General features: G+C 68.1%; 10 protein-coding genes, 1 pseudogene and 1 riboswitch. Of the genes and pseudogenes, 6 read left to right on the plus strand and 5 right to left on the minus strand.

Annotated features, from left to right (window positions below; translation table 11 throughout):
- Nucleotides 1–96 precede the first annotated feature (96 nt).
- The 3 genes from ESZ52_RS04150 to mobF form a co-directional block, all read right to left on the minus strand.
- Nucleotides 97–2,544, minus strand: a complete 2,448-nt coding sequence (locus ESZ52_RS04150; protein ID WP_131103824.1) for an AAA family ATPase — start codon at nucleotides 2,542–2,544, stop codon at nucleotides 97–99.
- A 661-nt stretch (nucleotides 2,545–3,205) separates the two neighbouring features.
- Nucleotides 3,206–3,700 carry a hypothetical protein gene (locus tag ESZ52_RS04160; RefSeq protein ID WP_131103826.1) on the minus strand — a complete coding sequence of 165 codons (495 nt, stop codon included), beginning with the start codon at nucleotides 3,698–3,700 and terminating at the stop codon, nucleotides 3,206–3,208.
- Between the two features lie 36 nt (nucleotides 3,701–3,736).
- Nucleotides 3,737–9,460: a MobF family relaxase gene (mobF, locus tag ESZ52_RS04165; RefSeq protein ID WP_202865405.1), complete on the minus strand. Its 5,724-nt coding sequence runs from the start codon at nucleotides 9,458–9,460 to the stop codon at nucleotides 3,737–3,739.
- Nucleotides 9,461–9,845: 385 nt separating this feature from the next.
- Between mobF and ESZ52_RS04170 the strand changes: the two genes are divergently transcribed.
- Nucleotides 9,846–10,223, plus strand: a complete 378-nt coding sequence (locus ESZ52_RS04170) for a hypothetical protein (RefSeq protein WP_131103827.1) — start codon at nucleotides 9,846–9,848, stop codon at nucleotides 10,221–10,223.
- Nucleotides 10,224–10,280: 57 nt separating this feature from the next.
- Here ESZ52_RS04170 and ESZ52_RS04175 read toward each other — a convergent pair.
- A pseudogene (locus tag ESZ52_RS04175) lies at nucleotides 10,281–10,430 on the minus strand (transposase); the annotation flags it as partial.
- A 353-nt stretch (nucleotides 10,431–10,783) separates the two neighbouring features.
- A riboswitch (cyclic di-AMP (ydaO/yuaA leader) is annotated at nucleotides 10,784–10,936 on the plus strand.
- Here ESZ52_RS04175 and ESZ52_RS19435 point away from each other — a divergent pair.
- The 5 genes from ESZ52_RS19435 (at nucleotide 10,934) to ESZ52_RS04205 (ending at nucleotide 19,057) form a co-directional block, all read left to right on the plus strand.
- Entirely contained in the window at nucleotides 10,934–11,848 is a 915-nt protein-coding gene (locus ESZ52_RS19435; protein ID WP_202865406.1) for a C40 family peptidase, read from the plus strand. (Overlaps the previous riboswitch by 3 nt.)
- A gap of 815 nt (nucleotides 11,849–12,663) precedes the next feature.
- Complete coding sequence (locus ESZ52_RS04185) at nucleotides 12,664–13,689, plus strand: heavy-metal-associated domain-containing protein (protein WP_337590189.1); 1,026 nt, start codon at nucleotides 12,664–12,666, stop codon at nucleotides 13,687–13,689.
- Nucleotides 13,676–16,003, plus strand: coding sequence for a heavy metal translocating P-type ATPase (locus ESZ52_RS04190; RefSeq protein WP_131103828.1), 2,328 nt, complete (start codon nucleotides 13,676–13,678; stop codon nucleotides 16,001–16,003). The genes ESZ52_RS04185 and ESZ52_RS04190 overlap by 14 nt, the downstream gene beginning before the upstream one ends.
- A 536-nt stretch (nucleotides 16,004–16,539) precedes the next feature.
- Nucleotides 16,540–18,696 carry a heavy metal translocating P-type ATPase gene (locus ESZ52_RS04200; protein ID WP_181009927.1) on the plus strand — a complete coding sequence of 719 codons (2,157 nt, stop codon included), beginning with the start codon at nucleotides 16,540–16,542 and terminating at the stop codon, nucleotides 18,694–18,696.
- Nucleotides 18,697–18,742: 46 nt separating this feature from the next.
- Entirely contained in the window at nucleotides 18,743–19,057 is a 315-nt protein-coding gene (locus ESZ52_RS04205) for a metal-sensitive transcriptional regulator (RefSeq protein ID WP_131103830.1), read from the plus strand.
- Between the two features lie 14 nt (nucleotides 19,058–19,071).
- Here ESZ52_RS04205 and ESZ52_RS04210 read toward each other — a convergent pair whose 3' ends face one another.
- Nucleotides 19,072–20,844, minus strand: a complete 1,773-nt coding sequence (locus ESZ52_RS04210; protein ID WP_131103831.1) for a gamma-glutamyltransferase — start codon at nucleotides 20,842–20,844, stop codon at nucleotides 19,072–19,074.
- Nucleotides 20,845–21,134 lie beyond the last annotated feature (290 nt).

Here is a 21,134-nt window from a genome sequence, read left to right on the forward strand (position 1 = left end):
GGCGCCGGCGTCCAGGAGGGGATCCCTCAGGGGTGCAGAAGTCTCGCTCGGTCAGGAAGCTGCAGTTCTCCTGGAGTGTGATTCGGTGTACCTGGCCTACCTCTTCTTCAAGTTCAGGTTGTACGTTTGGCACGCGCAGCGCAGCGACTCCTCAGATCCCGGCCTACCGCTGACGGTGATCCAGGATTCGCAGTCGGGATTGTCGCACCGGAAGAGCGACAGAAAGTCTCGGGCGGCGGCGAGGACTGGCCTGAAGTCGGCCTCTGTGCCGTTGGCCCAGTCGTTGTTGTGGACGAGTTTGTTCAGGAGCCATGACTCAGCGGCTTGCTCGGGGATGACGGCGTTGCGTCGTTGCTTGAGTTGTTCGACCCGTTGGGCCTGCTGATGGTTGCCCCATGACTGCGCTGAGCTTGCGGCGATGCCCAAGAGCTTGCCATGTCGCCCCTTGATTGAGTCGAGGAACACCGAGAGATCGTAGGAGGCGTCGCTGCGATAGGTCACTGGGCCACCGATGCTCTCCGTGATGTCCGAAGTGCTTGCCTCAAGTGCTCGACGGAGCTTGTGTGCGGCGCCGGCGATGTCGCCATCACCGAGGTCAGTCTCGATGGCGGTCCACGCATCGCCGGCGCCGTGTGTCGGGCCGGCGTCGACGGTCCAGCCGTAGAACCGTGCCATCGAAGCGGTCTTGACCAAGCCGGCCGAGCGCATTTGTCGCGCCCAGACCTCGTCGTGGGTGGTGATAATGAACTGGACGCCGGGGAACTGCATCTTCAAGAGTTCGGCGAAGCGGCGTCTGTGATTCGAATCGACGGACATCACGACGTCGTCGAGCACTGCGTACTTGAAGTTTGAGCCAAGGAGTTGCTTGACCAGAGCGAGGTACAGGCAGACGCCCATCCCGTCCTGGTGACCTTCGCTGTGGTAAGCAACGGGCGGGAACATGCCGAGCTCGTAGAAGTCGACCTTCAGGTCGAGGCTTCCCGCGCTGGGTACCAGTTCGGCGCGGAACGCTTCCTCGTCATCGGAGTTGAGGAACTGGTAGTAACGGCTGAAGTCGTGCTCGACAGTTGCGTAGAGCGTGGAGAGTGCCTCGTCGGCGGCGGCGCAGTAGAGATCGTAGGCGGCTTGTGCCGCCTTGCTAACGGCATCCGCCTTCTCAGCGCCGACGCGCGCGAGACGTACCCGCGTCCATCGGTCTTTGGCCAGGTCGAGGAAGGTGCGGGCGGCATCCTCGTCCGACTCATCGGGAATCTCGTCAAGCGACTTGGCTAGGGAGCCGAGTGCCTCCGTCAGTGCCTCCGAGGGAACGTGCGCAGTCGCTGAGTGCGCAGCGTCCTCCGCCGTCACCGCTTCGAAAGTGCCGAGCGATCCTTCGAGGGCGGACAAGGAGTCTGTCCAGGACTTCAGAAGGTGAGGGAGCTCCCCCGACCCAAACTCGCGTGCGGCTGGTCCGATTCTCTCGACTTGCTCGCGCAGCCCCCGAAGGGTGGCTCGATAGGAACTCGCCGCTGCGACGACTTCTTCGCGAAGCGCTTGAGCAGTCTCCGTAGCGGTGATGCGTTCGGTGACGTGCGCTTCAAGGCTCTCGCGCGATTCCCACGCCCGGTCGCAGAGCGGACAGGACGCTCCTTCGATCGCGGCTAGCCCCAGATCTAGGAGTTGTCGGTGCCGAATCGCGTCCATCATCGAAGGGGAGTCGGCGAAGGTCGCGACTTTGCCCTGAAGCCGTTCGCGAGCTGTCTTGATCGCCGCATCATCGGTGATCGCGGTACGCAGCGTGGTGAGGTCTCGTCGGGCGCTCTCCAGATTGAGGTAGGTGGTCTTTCGCTTCTCACCCGAGGCATGCAGCACGTCGGTATCGACGGTGAGTTCGGTTAGTGCCGCCAGCCCCAGCGTCTCGCGTCGCTTGTTGATTTCTCGCAGGACCTCGGTGGACAGCAGCGAGGTCAAGCCGAGATGCTGTTGGAAGCTCTGTTCTGCGAGGGTGCGTTCGGAGGCGGCGGTCTTTGCGCCTGCTGTTGCCTTGGACGATGTGGCCTTGAGCGATCTGCGCAACGCTTCGACCCGGTCGAGCTTCAGGAGCGCCTGTACCTCCGCAGCGCGCTGGCCGGCCTTGGCGACGATGTACTTGATCAGCTCGCGGCGCGACAGGGTGAGTTCAGGATGGTCCATGGCTTCTTGCAGCGCCTTGCGCATGGCCGCCGTGTCGGGTTCGAGTGTGAAGGTCCCGGCCGTCTTGATGCTGCGGGTGATCGTCGCGATTTCACCTGTTTCGGTGTCCTTGACTGCGAGTACGACCTTCGCCGCTGCGGGGTCATTGCGCCGATGCACATGCGGCCCGTGGTTCAGAAGGGTCACGCCGCCGGTTCCGTCACCTTCGAGCCGGGCGATGCCCCCGGTGAGTGCGAAGTCAATAGCGTCTACGACACCGCTCTTCCCGGACCCGTTCGGCCCGTAGACGACAAACGACTCGCCGGCGAGATTCAAGTAGATGGAGCGGATGCCTCGAAACTCTTCTACGTGGAGGTGCTCAAGCTGGATCATACCGACTGGTCCCCCACGTTCGCCTTGAACGTTTCCAGCAGAGCCTCGGTCGTAGGGGCGCGATCGCCGCGGGCGTGCACCATCAACTTCTGGACCAATCCAACCGGGATCAGGTCGGAAGCCGTGAGGCGCTCCTCAAAGTCATCAAGAATCTCACCCTCTAGCGGTGTGGGCACTGCTACCTCCTCCGGACCGTCACATCCCCCATTATCGCCGAGCTGATCACTCCGCCGCAGTCACGACAGGCGGGGCGATGAAGTCCGCCTTGTGCTCACTGTGACGCTGTCCCGCAGTGGGGCTGAAGGTACGGCGTCGACCTGCCTCGACCGAACCGTCCCGTAAGACGAACCTTGAACGGGAACGATGCAGGTCAGCGAGTGCATCTCTGTGCGGGTGTCCCACAAGACCCGCCCGAGAAAGAGCCCGGTGAAGGGGTGATGAGTGGGACAAGGCCGAGGAGGTCCAGACCGGGGTGCGAGGTGACCGTCGGGCGCGTGCGCGTCCTGTCGGCCGCCAACGGTTCGCTCTGTGACCGACGCTCCACCAACGGTATAGCCATCCCCACTAGTGCATGTGTATGCCATCTAGCAAGAGCGCGCACATCGGCGGATCCGGTCTGTCACGCACCTCGACTGGGGGATGTGCGGTTGAGTCGGCGCGGCTAAGGTATCGGCCCTTCGTGCCGTTGCACGCCATGACCGGCCGCCGGTTCGTCTTCGAGACGTGGGCGTGCCGGGTGGTGTTGGGAGCTGGGGCGGCCGAGCGGCATCACGTTTGTCCTATCGGGGACGGGCGTGGCGGGGGCGAGCAGGCGTGGTCTGCCTGCCGCGTGGGCGGTGGCGGCCAGAACGAGGAGGAGCAGTTCGTCGTCGAGGCCGGTCAGGTCGTTGGACAGGTCGACGGGGTGCTTGCTGGAGCCCATGGAGATGGCGATGTTGAGGAAGCGTCGTTCGCCGCCGGAGAAGACGCCGAGCTCGTCGTGGAGTCGGTCCCAGTCGACGCAGCAGAGCGAGGACGTGGGCCAGGGCCGTTCGATCCATGGTTGGGTGTCGCGGGCGAAGCGCCCGCCTTTGGCTCTGATGAGCAGCTCGACGGCTGCCTCGGTGGGGTGGTCACTTTTGGCCCATGCCCTGAGCTCTTGTGCGGGGACAGTCATGATGCTGACTCCTTCTTGGATGGTGGATTTTCTTGGTCACCGCGGTATGCCCCTGGAGCGGTCATGCTCGGGGCTGAAACTGCGGTGGTCTTCGTCTCGTCCCGGAGCCCTGCTGCTTCTCGTGGGGAGGAGGGGACCGGGCAGGGGTGTGGTGGCGTGGGCGGCGAGGCGGTAGCGCAGTGACTGTGCCGGGCGAGAAGACACCAGGGGCTCGTCGGTGATGCTGGCCCGCGCCAGCGATTCGACGTCCTGGCCTTCGTCGTGCAGGTCCTGCATGGTGCGGGCCAGGGCGGGCCAGTCGTCTTGGGCGGTGAGGCGGGGGTCGAGCCGGTCGGCGATCGGTGCCCAACGCTGTTCGGGCGCCTGCGCGGTGGCTTCGATTCGGGCACGCACGTCTCGGGTGGCCTCTAGCTGCTGCGTGGTTACCGCGCGGGGGTTGTCGTGCCAGGCACGGACGGCCAGGTAGAGGGCCCGGCGGGTGGTCGCCTCGTCGGTGCCGAGCCGGTCGGCGATCTCGGTGCAGGTGCGGTCCCAGCTGGACGGGTCGGCGGTGGCCAGCACCCGCGCGGCCGACTCGAGCGCCTCGTCGACGGCCAGATTGGTCAGCCGCTCTTGCAGGAGGGCCTCGGCTAGCGGCGAGCAGGCCAGCAGCGTGGTGGTCACGGCACCGGGGCCCTGGTCGTGGAGCAACTGGGCAGGGTCGGTGCCCTCGGGAAGGGCCGCGGCGAAGGTGGGGACGTTGTGCTGGGCGAGGAGCCAGTGGGCGCGTTCGGCAGCCATGCGGCCGGCTAGGTCGGCGTCGGTGGCCACAATGACCGGACCGCCCAGCTGGGCTAGCTGCGCGGCCTGGTCACTGGTGAGGGCGGTGCCCATCGGAGCAACCCCGACGTACATCGCGCGGGTGGCCAGGGTGATGGCGTGGGCGTCCATCGGCCCTTCGACGAGCACCGGGGTGGCCCCGGCCTTGAGCAGGCTGGTGTCGGCACCGTAGAGATGGTTGCCCTTGGCGAACAGGGGCGTGGTGGGGGTGTTGAGGTACTTGGGCCCCGCGTACGGCGAGTCATCGCCGAGACTGGGGTCGCGGCGACCGATGAAGCCCAGTACCTGCCCGCGGGTGTCGGTGATGGGGAACAGGACCCGGTCGCGGAACCGGTCGATGAGGCGGCCGTCCCTGGTAGTGGTGGCCAACCCGGTGGTCCGAAGCTCAAGGTCGGTGACGCCTCGGGCGCCCAAGTGGTCCAGCAACCGGGTCCACCCGGCTGGGGCGTACCCGGGACGGACGTGCCGGTGGCCGGCCACATCGCGACCGAACCGGCCGGCGAGGTAGCCGGGCGCCCAGCCACCGTTGGTCAGCTGCTGCTCGTAGAAAGCCAGGGCCATCGCGTTGACCTGCGCCAGCCGGTCCAGAGGGACCGGCGAATCCTGCGCCTGCGTCCAGCGGTCGTAAGCCCGGTCCAGGTCGGCGTCGCTCGGCTCCAGCGGCCCCATGAGCTGGCGGTACCGCGCAGCCAGGGCCAGGCCGACGTTCACCCGTACCGGGTCAAGGTCGGCGTGCTGGTCGGCGGGGTCGCTGGCGGGGGAGTGGGTGGTGATGGTGTCGAGGTACTGGCGGTACTCAGCGTCGTTGGCCTGCACCGAGTGCGGGTGCGGGTCAATACCGGACGGGGCCAGCTCGAGGCCGTCCTCGTGGGGGCACACGGATTGGTGCAGGTGGGTTGGGTCGTCCATGAGGGTGCTGATGGTCCAGGTCATGGCCGCGGCGTCGTCGACGTCGGTCTCAGGGGCGGGGGCGGTGGCTGCGAGGTCGTCCAGGGACCAGCCGCGTTGCAGGGCGTGGTCGACGGTGGTGACCAGGACCGGCCACCAGGTGCTGGCCTGCATGGCGCGGGCCCGGTCGTCCCCGAGCCGCTGGGCCAGGGTCGGCACCCACGTCGTGGACAGGAGCTGGTCGGTCCGGGCGGTCGTGTCTACGGCCGGGGACAGGTGCTCGGCGACGCGCCACCACAGCGCGGCCGCGGCGTGGTCATCCGGCAGGGCCCGGGTGCCGGCGGCGTCCCGAACCAGGGTGGCCGCGTCGATGCCGGCCCGGGTCGCGGCGGCTAGCCGCTCGGCCAGGACCGGGACGAAAGCGTCCCTGACCGCGTCCGGTGCGACGTCGGACAGCAACGGTCCCCACTCCGCGAGGGCGGGAGAGCGGTTGCCCTGGAGCTGGGATCGCAGCGCCCGCTGGTAGATGGCCGCGGCCTTGGAGACCTGTTGCGGACCGGTGGGCCGCAGATCGGCCGAGTCGACCTGGGTGGCGGCCCGCCAGATCGCCACCTTGGCGAGGACGTCGTCGGCTGGGCGGGCGGTGCCCTGTGTCGCCCACGCAGGGGTGGGGGCGGTGACCGCGTGCTCGGCGACCTCCTGGGTCAGGTCGGTGACCCGCTGGGCGCGGGCGGTCAAGTAGGGCCCCCAGGTCGGGTCGGAGGCCAGGGCGGGCGGGATGCCGGGAAGCCACGGCAGCGGTCCGGGGGCAGTGTTGCGCATCCCGGTGTCGTCCAGGCGCCAGTCGAGCACGGCGGCAGGGTCGGCGGCGCTGTCGACCTCCCGGCCGGTGGCCGCCTCGGACAGCACCTGCACCGGGTTCTGCCCTTCGGCGGCGAGAAGGGTCAGGTGTGCCCGCAGGGTCGGCCACGCCGGTGCTTGCGTCATGCCGAGGACGAGGTGCTCGGCCGCCTTGTCCAGACGTTCCAAGTTCTCGGCGCCGACCGTGGTGGCGGCCGCGGTGTAGAGCGCGTCGACGTACCGGGCGGTGGCCTGTCCCAGCAGCACGGCCGGGTCGTCCAGGTCGCGCAGCAGGGTGGACGCGGATGCGGGGGCCTCGTCCCGGGTCAGGATCGTCTCGAGCAGGTCGGTGGCGGTGCGCGGGCTGACTGTGTCGGGCTTGACGGCGTCGTGCTCGTCGCCGGTGCCGACGACCTGCAGGTAGACGTGGTTGGCGTCCCGGCCGCGGGTCATCATCGTGTACAGCTGCTGGCGCGACTCGGCCCCGGTGGCCAGGGCGTGGGTGGCATCGACCGACACGCCTTGGGCGGTGTGCACGGTGGAGGCGTACCCGAGCTCGACGGACTTGTGGACGTAGTCGGCCGGCAGGGTGATCTTGCGGTGGTGCTGGTTGTGCTGGACCACCAGGGCGCCGTCGCGGCCAACTTTCAGGACCGTCCATCGGTCGCCGTTCTTGACGAAATCGCTGCGGGCGACCCTCAACCGTCGGTCGTTGGAGCGGCTGATCACCACGTCCCCGACCGATGCTTGGTTCCCGTCGGCCAGCACCACCTGCCGACCGACCTTGGCCTGACCGGTGAGTCGGTGGTCGCGGGCCCGCTGATTGAGCTCGGCGACAAGTTCCCGGGTGGGGGCGAGCATGATCGCGTCCCGACCCCGGGCGCGGTCCGCGCTCCAGGCGGCGAAGACTTCTTCGGTCATGGTGGCCAGGTCGCCGACGTGGACCCGGCCCGCGTCGAGATAGAACCCCAACGCTGAAGGCTTACCTTCGCGCAGTTCCAGGGAAGCACCGGCTTCGGCGGTCCCGCTGAACCGCAGCAACTCGGACAGGTGCAGGGCGCCGTGGGTGGCGCGGATGTCGCGTAGCACTCCACCGGCGCCGATCGCGCCGAGCTGCTGGTCATCACCGATCAGCCGGACAGAGGCGCCCTTGCTGAGCAACCAGGTGATAGCGGTGTCCAAGGACAGGGTGTCGGCCATGCCGACCTCGTCGATAAGGACCAACGTCGAAGGGCCGATCTTGCTGGCCCAGGCCAGGCCGTCCAGACCGACGCAGTCGAGCCGGAACACCAACTGGGCCAGCGTGTCGGTGGTCGAATCGGTGTGCTGGCGCAGCTGGCCCGCGGCCGCGGCTGACGGGGCCAGTCCGATGACGGTTCCACCAGAGGCCTCCCACGCCTTGGTCAAGGCCCGCATGGCGGTGGTCTTGCCCGACCCGGCCGGCGCAATGGCCAACTGCACCCGCGCACCGGAGGTCGCCATGCCCTTGACCAAGGCTGCCTGCCCGGCGTTCAACTCGACCCCGTTGGCGACCGACTCCAGCAGCGCTATGTCGATGTCCTGCTCGCAGGCGCGGCGCCCGTCGAACCGGCCGGCGGCGTCGACCAGCCGCTGCTCAGCCGCCAGGACCGCTGTAGAGGTGAAGAGTTGCGATCCGGCGACGCTGTAGACGCTGGACCCGTCGGCACGGCGCAGCGGCCCCGGCTCGGTGATCGTGTCGACCCTGGCCGACGTCAGCGCCGTGCTGCGGGACAGCGCCTCCTGCGTGAGCTGTTCGACCAGGGCCTCGACCTGCTCCAGCGGGACGTCCGCGGCGCGGACGCGACGTTGCGCCTCGGCGCGCACATGCCACACCTGCCACGTCGACCGGGACGCCTGCACCGTGTCGACCACCTGCGCGGCGGTCCGCTCCACCCAACGCTCATCGACCCGCTCGCCGAGCCCGTGGGTGTCGGCCCCCGCCTGGGCAGCGTCGACCATCGAGGACAGCGCTTCTTGGCCGCCGAGCACCGCCAGCGCCTCGGAGCGCCAGGTCTGGCGCTGCTGCGCCTCGGAGCGGGGTTCGTGCTTGGCGTCGCGGGTCTCCAGGGTCGCCTGCTGGGCCAGCTGGATCGACTCCACCGGCGTCGGTGGGCGGCCGTGCTGGGCCTGGAACGCGCGGGCCAGCTCACTGCGTCGGGCCTGGATGCTGGCCCGCCGGGTCGACCAGGCCTCGTTCAACCGGGGATCGACACCGACGATCTCTCGCACCGGCCGCTTGCCAGGGTCACCTTGATCGGTGCGGGCGGCGAAGGTGAGGCCCAGCGGACGTAGGTGCTTCTCTAGGGCCGTGTTGTAGGTCTCGGAGGCGGAGACGGTGGCCTTGTGCAGCAGCCGGCTGTCGATGGAGAGCCACCGACCATCGGTCACGGTCTGGACCTTGTTGGCAACGGCGACGTGGGTGTGCAGGTCGGGGTCCCCGGCGCGGGAGTCGCGGTGGGTGAAGGCTGCCGCGACCAGACCGCGGACGTCCACCTGCTGCACGCCGTCCTTGCCGGTGCGGGTGTACAGGGCGTGCTTCTCGATGTAGCCGAGTGCGTCCCGGACCGCCGCTTGGTGCGCGGCCTCGATTTGCCGAGCCAGGGGACGATCGGCCACCGCCCACACCGTGGAGACCGACTTAACCGGGGAGAAGGTCAGGTCGAAACCAGCCACAGCGGTGGTCCGGGGCCGGGACTGCTTGGCGATGAGTCCCGCCAGCTCCCGCTCATCGAACGGCTCGCGGCCGTGCTCGGTACGGAACATGTCCAGGGCGACCTGGGTGCGGATCCTCGCGCGTTCCTCGACGGAGATCGGGTGGCCCACCGACAGCCCGAGAGCCTTGTTGTGCTTCTCGAACCGGCGCGCCACCACGATCCGGAAATCGGTGACATCATCGCGTCCGGCGTAGACGCGGAAAGGCTGGCCCAGGCTGTGCCCGGCCTCGTCACCCAGCGGGTGCTCCCCGGTGCCGAACAGGCGAGTCATGTGGACGGCGGTGACCTCATCGCCGACAGACAGTCCGGCGATGTCGGCCATGCCGGCGCCGACCCACACGCCCGGAGCCTCACCTTTAGCGGTGTAGTAACTGGCCAGTCCGGAGTGGCCTACCTCGGTGGCGTCATGACGCGCGACCTGCCGGGTCAGGTAGTCATAGCCCGACCCGGCCGTCAGCCGGTGGATCGTCATCGCCATGCCTACACAAGGCGGAGATCCGAGCCTTCAGGGACTCACTTCTGAGCAACTTTCTCGTCTCGATTGAAAGTTTGGCGGCCTGGAGACCTTCGAGCGCCCAAGGTGGGGACGCGCAAGTTCGGCGGCGTGGTCCCGGGGGAGGGCTCCGTCGATGCCAGAGGTGTATGGGACATGAGCGGGGCGGTTTCGGTCAGGCTCAGGATCGGTGAGTCTGCGCGGGCGGTGCTCGGTCAGGGGTCGGTGAGCTTGCTCGGGGCATGCTCGGTTCGGTTGATCGGGGCGGTGATCTGCGCGGGGGTGAGTCCCTGGCGTGTCTCCGTCCGCTTGGGTGATGTCAGGAGTTCGTGCTAGATCGAGGAGAGGCGCACGGGTGCAGAAGCAGACGGTGAGGCAGCAGGCACGGGCGCGTGCTCGGCAGGCCAGGGTGAAGGTGCGCCAGGAGCAGGCGGAACGGCAGAGGCGGCTGGCCAGGTGCGGCGAGACGGTGGCCGTGGCGCTGGCTGAGCGGGACGCGGTGATGGCTGACTGTGATCAGCGAGCAGGGCGGGCGCTGCGGTCCCTCATCGAGAAGGAGGGTCTGAATACGCAGGAGGCGTTGGCGTGGTGCGGGGCGGACTCGCTGACGGGACGGGAGGTCTACCGGCTCATCCGGGGCGTCGTTGACGAGGACGAAGGCGGCACCGGCGGTCATGAGGATGAGGGTGAGGACTCGCGCGAAGATGCGCCGGCCTCGGCGAGGCCGGCTGAGAGCATGCCGGGGTGAGTACGCACGGTTGCGTGGCCGGTCTGGTGGCGCTGGGCGACCTGGGCACGGTCAACCGCTGACGTTGCTGATCGTCTCGTGCGACAGTTCGGTGCCCAACGCGGCCTCAAGGTGGTGCTCGATGTCGTGGATCGTCATCCCGCCGGCGTACAGGGAGATGGTCATGTCCTCCGGCCCACCCAGGCGACGAGCGCCCTTGGGCACCAGCTCCAGGACGGACGCAATCATCTCTGGCAAGAACCCGCCTTCGACCGGTCAGCGACAGGCCACGCTGGAGCGTGGCAGCCACGAGTTTGTGGGGCATGCGTCTTCGAACCAGCCCTTGGGGCGGGCGTGTCGCCCTGTGAGATGGGTCACCCACAGGCTGGGAGTTTGGTCAAGTCGGAGCGCATCCTTGCAGGTCAGCCCGTCTGTGACAGGTGTGGCACCTCGCGGTTGTGCACACTTTCGTTATCGTTACGTGACATTGGCCGAGCCTCGTGTGTATGTTCAGCCCTGGCCTTCTCCCCTGGAAGACCTACCTAGGTGCGCAACTGCCGAGTCCTGTCGGCGTGCCCGGGCAGAACAACTCACCGTACCCGTGACAGGAACGGGGGAACCACCTCTGGCGCCGTCCTGGCTCCTTGGGGCGAAGTGATCCGGCGCCCACCGGATCCGGAGGTTCTCCACCTCGAGCCCGACAGCTCACCCCGTAGGCGTTGGAGGAACACATGACCATGCGCATCATCGGCCGTCACCGGCGGCCCGGTCGTCTCAGCACGGCCACCAACAACCTGACCCGCACGGCTGCGATCGCTGCCACGTCGACGGGTCTGCTCGCCGGCACTGCCGTGAGTGTCAGCGCGATCCCCGAGGTCGGCCAGGAGCCCGTCTCTTGGGTCCAGGAGCCGGCAACGGGTCCGACCGAGAGCCTGCAGCTGCTGATCGACGCGGGCCTGCTCACCGACCGGGCCACCACCTTCGACACCCCAGCGCGCGCCGTGTCCGCCCCGGACGATGCCGAGGGTGCCGACTTCGGCACCAGCGGCTTCACCGCCGTGACCCGGGTGGCCGAGGCCGCCCCGGTGGCGGAGCCCGAGGCCGCCCCGGCGGCGGAGCCCGAGGCTGCCCCGGCGGCCGAGGCGCCCTCTGCGGCCGAGTCCCAGGCCGCTGCTGCGGTGGAGTCCCGGACCGAGACCTCCGCGAGCCGCAACAACGCACGCACGGCCCCGGCCACCCCGGCACCCCAGCCCGCCCCGACCCCGGCACCCCAGCCTGCCCCGTCGCCTGAGCCCGCCCCGGCTCCCGGGGCCGGCGGCGTCCTGGACGTGGCCGCGGCTTACACCGGCTACCCCTACCAATGGGGCGGCGCAAGCCCGGAGACCGGCTTCGACTGCTCCGGCTACACCTCGTTCGTGTTCGCCCAGGTGGGCATCTCGCTGCCGCGCACCGCGGCCGCCCAGCAGGCCGCGGCCACCCCGGTCAGCAACCCGCAGCCCGGCGACCTGGTGTTCTTCGGCTACCCCGCCTGGCACATCGGCATCTACGCCGGCAACGGGATGATGTACGACTCGGGCCGCCCCGGCATCCCGACGCAGTACCGCGCAGTGTTCTCCGGTGTGTCCGGCTACGGCCGGGTGCTCTGACCCGACCCGCGAGTCGAACGCGCAGAGGCCCCCACCGCTTTCGGTGGGGGCCTTTGCGCATTCTCACGGGTAGTTATGGGGGCGGGCTCTGGACACATTCTAGGCCTCTGGCCTGCAGGGGGCTGCGGTGATCAGCACTGGTGACCCGATTTGAACTCCCAGGCCGGGGGCGACGCCGTGACTCTATGGTGCGGAGGCGCTGGACCTTCCCCGCATGAGAACTGCGGGATATTGCTGATGATGGTGGCCTGCTCAAGGGTGAGCAGCGAGGGTGCGACAGTCTCGTGTGTGACGTCGATAGTGCCCGGTCCGTGCTCACGACCTCAACGATCGGATGGGTATGCCTAGATCGAAGGCGAGTCTCGCTCGGCCTGCTTGGTGACGCGCCACGCGTGGGCGGCGTGCTCGCGTGGGAGGTGCGCTAGCGCGAGGTCGGATTGGGCCAGGCGGTGGCCGAGCGGGAGGCGGTGGTATCTGACTGGCCGGTGGGAGGTTCACAGGTCCAGCGGCCCCCCTCCTCACGCGGGAAGGCGCGCCAGCCCTCGCCAGCCGCTTGTTTCAACGCTTGCCGCAATACCCCTAGCGGGTATAAGGTATGCATGCCCCTACCGGGTATACGGAAGGAAAGTGCATGACGACCGCATCCACCTATGGGGTGGCTGGTCTGAGTTGTGGACGTGAGGGCGTGGTGGGCGCGGAGGTATCCCTGGCCCCGGCCGCACTGGCAAGCCACATCGGCGCAGTCACAGGCCGCCTGACCACCGTGACAGTTGGCGATCAGATGACGACTTCGCGGCCATCGTCGCTGTCAGCGGGTGCCTGTCACGATGCGACCAGGATCTGACGTGAAGGCACTTGGGCGGCTCGGTCTGTACGGACTGGCTCTCGGGGTCGTGCTCGCCGGCGCGGCAGCCACGGCGAGCGTGGTCGTCCCCGAGGAGACCGTGCGGAACTGGACTGCAGAAGCGACTCCGGACCATCACTCAGGAGAAGACGGCTTGGCAACAGGCGGGCACGACGGTCACGATGATGAGCTGTCCTCGCTGGGGCTGGGAGTGGCGCAGGGTGGATACCAGCTCACTGATGTGAGCGCCCCCGCTGAGTCCGGCGCCGAGGGCGAACTCTCCTTTGCGGTGACGGGTCCCGACGGGAACCCGGTGACCGGCTTCGAGCTGGACCACGACAAGGAACTGCATCTGATCGCGGTGCGCGCTGACGGGCAGCACTTCCGCCACGTGCACCCCGACATGAGCGAGGACGGTGAGTGGTCGATCCCGTGGCAGTGGGAGCAGGCCGGAACTTACCGGGTCTTCGCCGACTTCGTTCCGTCCGAGATGGGCGATGGCATGACTTTGTCCACCGCGGTGCAGGTGGCCGGGCACTACGCCCCGGAACCGGCGACTGAGCTGGTCACGAGGACCACTGTCGATGGCTTCGACGTCAGCGTCGAAGGTGGCCTCAGCGCCGGAGAATCCTCGGAACTGACAATCACCATCACCCGCGACGGGCAGCCAGTCACCGAGCTTCAGCCATATCTGGGTGCCTTCGGGCACCTGGTGGCCCTGCGGGACGGCGATCTGGCCTACCTGCACGTCCACCCCCACGGTCACGAGCCGCAGACCGGTGAGACCTCCGGGCCGGAGATCGTGTTCGAGGCCACCGCACCGACACCGGGACGGTATCTGTTGTACCTGGACTTCCAGGTCGATGGACAGGTGCACACCGCGCCCCTGGTCCTCGAAGCGAGCGCTGCGGGCTCCGGCGCCCGTGACAGGGACGGTCGCGAGCATTCCGAGAACGAGGGCGATCAGGAGGACGGAGGCGGCGATGACCACGGCTGAGAACACCGCCAGCACCGGCCCCGGCAGCATCGAGCTGCAGATCGGGGGCATGACGTGTGCCTCGTGCGCGAACCGGATCGAAAAGAAGCTGAACAAGCTCGATGGCGTCACCGCGAGCGTGAACTACGCGACCGAGAAGGCCAGTGTCAGTGGGCCAGCGGACCTGGACGCGCAGATGGTGATCGCGGAGGTGGAGAAGACCGGGTATACCGCCGTGCTGCCGGCCCCACCGAAGGGGTCGACCGAGGCGTCGCAGGACGAGGCCGAGACGGGCGAGGATGCCGAGCTGCGCAACCTGCGCCAGCGGCTCATCGGTGCTGCCGTTCTGTCGGTCCCGGTCATCGCGATGGCGATGATCCCGGCGCTGCAGTTCGACTATTGGGGCTTCGCTTCCCTGGTCCTTGCCGCCCCGGTGGTGGTGTGGGCCGGCTGGCCTTTCCACAAGGCGGCGTGGACGAACTTCAAGCACGGCGCGGCCACGATGGACACACTCATCTCGATTGGCACCACCGCAGCCCTGCTGTGGTCGATCGTGGCGCTGTTCTTCGGCACCGCGGGGCAACCCGGCGTGGTCCACCCGTTCGAGCTGACCATCTCTCGCACGGACGGCCTCGGGCACATCTACCTCGAAGTCGCAGCCGGTGTAATCACCTTCATTCTGCTCGGACGCTACTTCGAGAAGCGTTCCAAGCGTCTCGCCGGTGCCGCCCTGCGCGCCCTGCTCGAACTCGGCGCCAAAGATGTCGCGCTCCTGCGCGACGGCACCGAACAGCGCGTCTCCATCGACGAGCTGACTGTCGGCGATGAGTTTGTCGTCCGGCCGGGTGAGAAAATCGCCACCGACGGTGTGATCACCTCCGGCAGCAGCGCCATCGACGCCTCCATGCTCACCGGCGAGTCCGTGCCGGTGGAGGTCAGCCAAGGCGATGCGGTCACTGGCGCGACCGTCAACGCCGGCGGGCGCCTGGTCATCCGTGCCACCCGGATCGGCTCGGACACCCAGCTGGCACAGATGGCCAAGCTGGTCGAGGATGCCCAGTCCGGCAAGGCCGAGATCCAGCGACTGGCGGACCGGGTCTCGGGAGTGTTCGTCCCGATTGCGATCGCGATAGCCGTGGCCGCCCTCGGGGCTTGGCTCGGCGCCGGGTTCCCGGTCTCGGCCGGTTTCACCGCGGCCGTGGCGGTGCTGATCATCGCCTGCCCCTGCGCCCTGGGACTGGCCACCCCGACCGCCATTCTGGTCGGTACCGGACGGGGCGCCCAGATGGGTGTGCTCATCAAAGGCCCCGAAGTGCTCGAATCTACGAGGAAGATCGACACAATCGTGTTGGACAAGACCGGCACCGTCACCACCGGCAAGATGACGCTGAGTGATGTCATCACCGCCGAGGGTGTGGACCGGGCCGAGCTATTGCGGTTGGCGGGTGGCCTGGAGGATGCCTCCGAGCACCCCATCGCTCAGGCCATCGCCAAGGGTGCCACCGCCGAGGTCGGCAATCTGCCCACGCCGGAGTCCTTCCAGAACCTCGAAGGTCGCGGCGTCCAGGGCATCGTCGACGGGCACGCCGTCGTGGCGGGTCGAGAGACGCTGTTGGCCGAGCGGTCCCAGCCCCTCGACGACGACCTCCTCGCCGCCAAGCGGGCCGCCGAGGTTCAGGGCAAGACGGCGATCGCGGTCGGCTGGGACGGACAGGCGCGCGGCGTGCTGGTGGTCGCTGACCAGATCAAGCCCACCAGCGCCCACGCGATCGCTCAGTTCAAGGATCTGGGGCTGACACCGGTGCTGCTCACTGGTGATAATCGGGCCGTGGCCCAGCAGGTCGCCGCCGAGGTCGACATCGGGCAGGTCATCGCCGAGGTCCTTCCGAAGGACAAGGTCGATGTTGTTGCCCGTTTGCAGGACGAGGGCAAGGTCGTGGCCATGGTCGGTGACGGCGTCAACGACGCTCCCGCCCTGGCCCAGGCCGACCTCGGTCTGGCCATGGGCACCGGCACCGATGTCGCCATCGAAGCCGCCGACATCACCCTGGTCCGCGGCGACCTGCGGGCAGCCGCCGATGCCATCCGGCTTTCCCGGCGGACGCTGCGGACGATCAAGACCAACCTGTTCTGGGCCTTTGCCTACAACACCGCAGCTATCCCGCTGGCCGCCTTCGGACTGCTCAACCCCATGCTCGCCGGCGCGGCTATGGCCCTATCCAGCGTCTTCGTCGTCTCCAACAGCCTGCGCCTGCGCAGCTTCAAGTCTCGAGCCGACGAGGGGCCAGCGAACGTCGCGTCAGTTAGGCGGGAGCGCGAACGGGCCCCTGCCTGAGAGCACCACACCACAGACCTGAGAAGCACCCACTACAGAAGGGACCAGCGCATGACTGCGCATCACCACCATGGGCACAACCACGGTGACAGCGAGGCTTCCAGCGGGGGAACGTGCGGCCGACATGCCCCCGCAGCGGACGCTGTCGGCCGAGCCAGCGCCGAGGAGATCACCGAATGCCCGGTGATGATCGGTACGACCGTGATCAAGTCAGAGGCTGAGGACGCGGGCCTGTACCGAGACCACAACGGCCAGCGCTACTGGTTGTGCTGCGATGGCTGCGGTCCGCTCTTCGATGCAGACCCCCGACGCTACACAGCCGCCTAGCCCAGAGCTTCACGCCAGAGGAACCCGGCTCGTACAGTGCGCGGCCGCCCCACGCGCCGGTTCCGCCATCACCCGCATTACGCCCATACCGGATTGCAGACAGGAGCATCACGGTGCGCCCCAATGACAACAACCCGCCCCCCTCCTCGGGGCCCGAGAAACACGCGGACCTTCCCGGCACGCATTCTGGCCACTCGGACCACAACGAGATGAACGCAAGTCACGAGGGCCACGCCGACAGCCATCGGACGCATGCCGATCACGGTGCTGCTGACCATGACCCTGCGCACGGTGACGAGCACGCCGACCACGACGGCGGTCATGCCGGCCAGCACCACGCCGGGCACGAGGACCACGGCGGCCACGCAGGCCACGGCGACCACGTCGGGCAGTTCAGGAGACTGTTCTGGATCATGCTCGTCCTGGCGGTACCGGTGGTGGGCCTTAACGAGATGTTCGCCCGCCTCCTCGGCTACGAACTCCCCGACGCCGCATGGGTATGGTGGGTCTCCCCGATCCTGGGCACCGTCATCTATGTCTGGGGCGGCCGGCCTTTCCTGACCGGCGCGGTCTCCGAGATCCGCGCCCGCCAACCCGGCATGATGCTTCTCATCGCCCTGGCGATCACCGTGGCGTTCATCGCCTCCTGGGGCGCCAGCCTGCGCATCTTGGACCACGAGCTGAACTTCTGGTGGGAACTGGCGTTGCTGGTGGTCATCATGCTGCTGGGCCACTGGATCGAGATGCGCTCCCTGGCACAGACCACGTCAGCACTCGACTCCTTGGCGGCCCTGCTACCCGATGAGGCCGAGAAGATCGACGGCGACGACGTCGTCACGGTCGCCCCGGCCGACCTGGTCGTCGGTGATGTCGTGATCGTCCGTCCCGGGTCCTCGGTCCCCGCCGACGGCAAGATCGTCGACGGGTCCGCATCCATGGACGAATCGATGGTCACCGGCGAGTCAAAGACGGTCCGCCGTGAGATCGGCGAACAGGTGGTCGCCGGCACGGTGGCCACCGACTCCGGGCTGCGCGTCGAAGTGACCGCGATCGGCGATGACACGGCGCTGGCCGGCATCCAGAAGCTGGTGGCCGACGCGCAGGCATCATCCTCGCGCGCCCAGCGCATCGCCGACACTGCCGCCGGCTGGCTGTTCTGGTTCGCCCTGGGGGCGGCCGCGATCACCGCCATCGTCTGGAGTGTCCTCGGGATGCCGGACGCGGCGGTGGTGCGCACGATCACCGTGCTGGTGATCGCCTGCCCGCACGCGTTGGGCTTGGCTATCCCGCTGGTGGTGTCCATCGCCACCGAGCGGGCAGCCCGCGGTGGAGTGCTGATCAAGGACCGGCTCGCCCTGGAATCGATGCGCACCGTCGATGCCGTGCTCTTCGACAAGACCGGCACGCTGACCAAGGGTGAGCCCACCGTGACCGCCATCGAACCTGCCGGGAACCGCAGTGCCGAGGACGTGCTGGCCTTGGCCGCGGCGGCGGAGTCCGACAGCGAGCACCCGCTGGCCCGGGCCATCGTCGGCGCAGCTGGTACTCGTGACCTGCAGGTTCCGAAGGCGCGGGACTTCTCCTCCTCCCCGGCGGTCGGGGTCAAGGCGACAGTGGACGGCTCTGTGGTCGAGGTCGGCGGCCCCTACCTGCTCGAGGAGCACGGGCTGAACGAGCTGCCCATCGCTGACCAGTGGCGTCCCGAGGGCGCAATCATCCTCCACGTCCTGGCCGACGGTGAGCTCATCGGGGCGTTGCGGTTGGCCGATGAGATCCGCTCGGAGTCCCGTGACGCCGTCGACGCCCTGCACGCTGCGGGCGCCCAGGTCGTGATGATCACCGGCGACGCTCAGGCCGTGGCCGACACCGTCGCGAAGGAACTGGGGATCGACCGGGTCTTCGCCGGAGTGCGACCCGAGGACAAGGCCGCCAAGGTTGCCGAACTCCAAGACGAGGGCAAGAAGGTCGCCATGGTCGGTGATGGCGTGAACGACGCCCCGGCGTTGGCCCAGGCTGATGTCGGCATCGCGATCGGAGCCGGCACCGATGTAGCCATCGGATCCGCCGGGGTCATCCTGGCGAGTTCGGACCCACGCTCGGTACTCTCGATCATCGATCTTTCTCGGGCTTCCTACCGAAAGATGAAGCAGAACCTCTGGTGGGCCGCCGGCTACAACCTCGCGGCGGTCCCCCTGGCCGCCGGAGTCCTCGCACCGATCGGGTTCGTGCTGCCGATGAGCGTCGGCGCGATCCTGATGTCTGCCTCGACCGTCGTCGTCGCGCTCAACGCTCAGTTGCTCCGCCGCCTCGACCTGACTCCTGAGGCGAGCGCGGCCAAGTTCCTCGACGGGAACGCATCTACATGACTCATCCGCGACCCAGGGCGGACACCACACGAACAGGAGAAACACGATGGAAACCATCGCCACGCCAACGGCCGGAGCCGACCACGGCTACATCAGCGACAAGGACCGCTACCTTGCCCGTCTCAAGCGCATCGAGGGACAAACCCGCGGCATCCACCGCATGATCGATGAAGACACCTACTGCATCGACATCCTCACCCAGGTCAGTGCCGTCACCTCTGCCTTGGAGAACGTCGCCCTGGCACTCTTGAACGACCACCTCAGGCACTGTGTGGTCGCCGCCGCCAAGGCCGGCGGTCCCGACGCCGACAGGAAGATCCACGAGGCCACCAGCGCCATCGCCCGGTTGGTCAAGTCGTAAGGGGTCCGCCCGACCTATTTTCGACCAAGGGTCCCCAGGCTGAACCCACCGGAGCGGCGGTCGTCGGCAACGGAGGTGACGCTGCCCTGGTCCCAGTCGACCTCCAAGGCCTGCAGCGATCCGAACTCACTGCGCCTGGAGGGGTCGAGCACCCTGACGACATACCCCAGTTCTCGCATCTCCTCGGCGAGGTCGGAGTTCTCCAGCAACAGCTCGCCGCCGACGTGCAGGAAGCGGGGTGCGGCCACGAGGTCCTCCAGCTCCTCTCCGTGCAAGGTCCAGCGCAGCACGGCCGAGGCGATGGTGTTCGGGATCTGCTGGCCGCCGGGGGTACCCAGAACCAGGACCGGCCGGCCGGCGTCGTCCAGGACCATCGACGGTGCACTCCAGCTGACCGAGCGCCGACCGGGTGACGGGTTGTTGGCGTCGGTGGTGCCGATCGCTTCGAATCTCTCCAGGTGGTTGTTGAGGAAGTAGCCGTCGACATAGCGACCGCTACCCCAGAAATAGGTGATGGTGTTGGTCATCGAGACCGCACCTCCATCAGCATCGACCACGGAGATGTGCGTGGTGTTGCCGCTGCCCTGGTAGGAGGTGCCGGCCGCCATGGCAGGAACGTGCCCGTCGTCCTCGGGGCCGAGGGCCAGCACCTGGTCGGCGAGTGCGGCGTTGACCACGGGGTCGATGAGCCGATCCACAGGAACGTCGACGAAGGCGGGGTCGCCAAGGACTGTCTGCACAGACTCCTCCGCGACGCCCCACGCTTGCGAGGTGAGGTCGACGAACTCGCGGGAGTAGGGCTCCACGTCCGCGATCCCCCCGGACTCGGCGATCTGCACCAGTTGGATGAGTGCGGCACCGGGCAGGGCGGGTGCGGCTGAGAGCAGCGTGTAGTTCCCGATCTCACCGGACGGGGCCGGCAGAACTTGCACGTCGTAGCCCGCTACCGTTGCCGCATCGAGCCCGGGCACCCGCAGGAGCTGCTGAGCGAGGCTGCCGGTATACAGAGCCTGCGGGCCCTCCTGGGCGAGCGCGGCCAGGGTATTGGCCAGGTCCTGCTGCACTAGGAGGTCATCTTCGAGCAGCGGGCTGCCGTCCGCCCCACGGAAGTGGTCCAAGCCGGTGGTGGCGCTCTGGCCGTCGGGCAGCGCGAGCGTCATCGCCAGGAAGCCGGAGACGGGGACTCCGTCCTGTGCCGCGATCAGTGCCGGTTGGAGCAGGTCGGCCCACGGCAGCGAGCCGTGGTCCTCGTGCAGGCGGGCCATGCCGGCCACGAAACCTGGAGCGCCTACGTGGTCGGCCGGGATGGTCCCGTCGACACCAACCACCTCGCGGTAGTCGTAGCTGTCGGCAGCGCCGTCTGTGAGCACGATCGCGGCCCCGCCACCGCCGATGCCGGAAGTTGCCGGGTGGAGGACGGAGTCGGCGAACGCGGCTGCGATGGCTGCGTCCACCGCGTTGCCTCCTTGTTCCAGCATGAGGGTGCCGGCCTCGGCCGCACGGGGATGGCCCGCTGAGACCCCATAAGCGCCGAGTTGGTTGTCCTGCACGGGCTGGCCCGGTGCTGTTGTGACGTCCGCGTCGCTGGGGTGGGGGTCCGTCTCCTCGGGCGCCTCGGTCGTGGCCGGTGCGGACGGTGGGGGTGTGTCGACCTGGGTGGGGACAACGGTAGTGATCTCGGGGGTTCCCTGGCGGGCAGTCTCCGAGGGCTCGGTGCACGCCGCGAGCCAGGGGAGGGACAGCATGAGGGCGCAGCCGGTAGCCAGACGTGCGGTTGAGCTCGTCATCAGAGATCTTCCTGGGCGGGCGGGGGCTGGAGATCGGCGGGGGTCGGGCGCAGCCTCGGATGCGGAAGAGGCCCACCTGGGCGTGAAGCGTGGCCCGGTTCCGGGCGAACTTTAGACAAACAACAGGCTGTAACGACCATGCTAACGAGCGCCACGGCATTCCTGAGGCCAGCCCGTCCTGACCTGCGCCTTGACTGTGGCCAGAGCGGGAAGTCAAGGTTGACTGCCGGCCGCTGGTCAGTCACGTCCAGTTCCAGGAGGAGTGGGATCGCCGGACCCCAAGGTGTCCG

The sequence above is a fragment of the Ornithinimicrobium sufpigmenti genome (genome assembly GCF_004322775.1).
In the GTDB taxonomy this organism is placed as follows: domain Bacteria; phylum Actinomycetota; class Actinomycetes; order Actinomycetales; family Dermatophilaceae; genus Ornithinicoccus; species Ornithinicoccus sufpigmenti.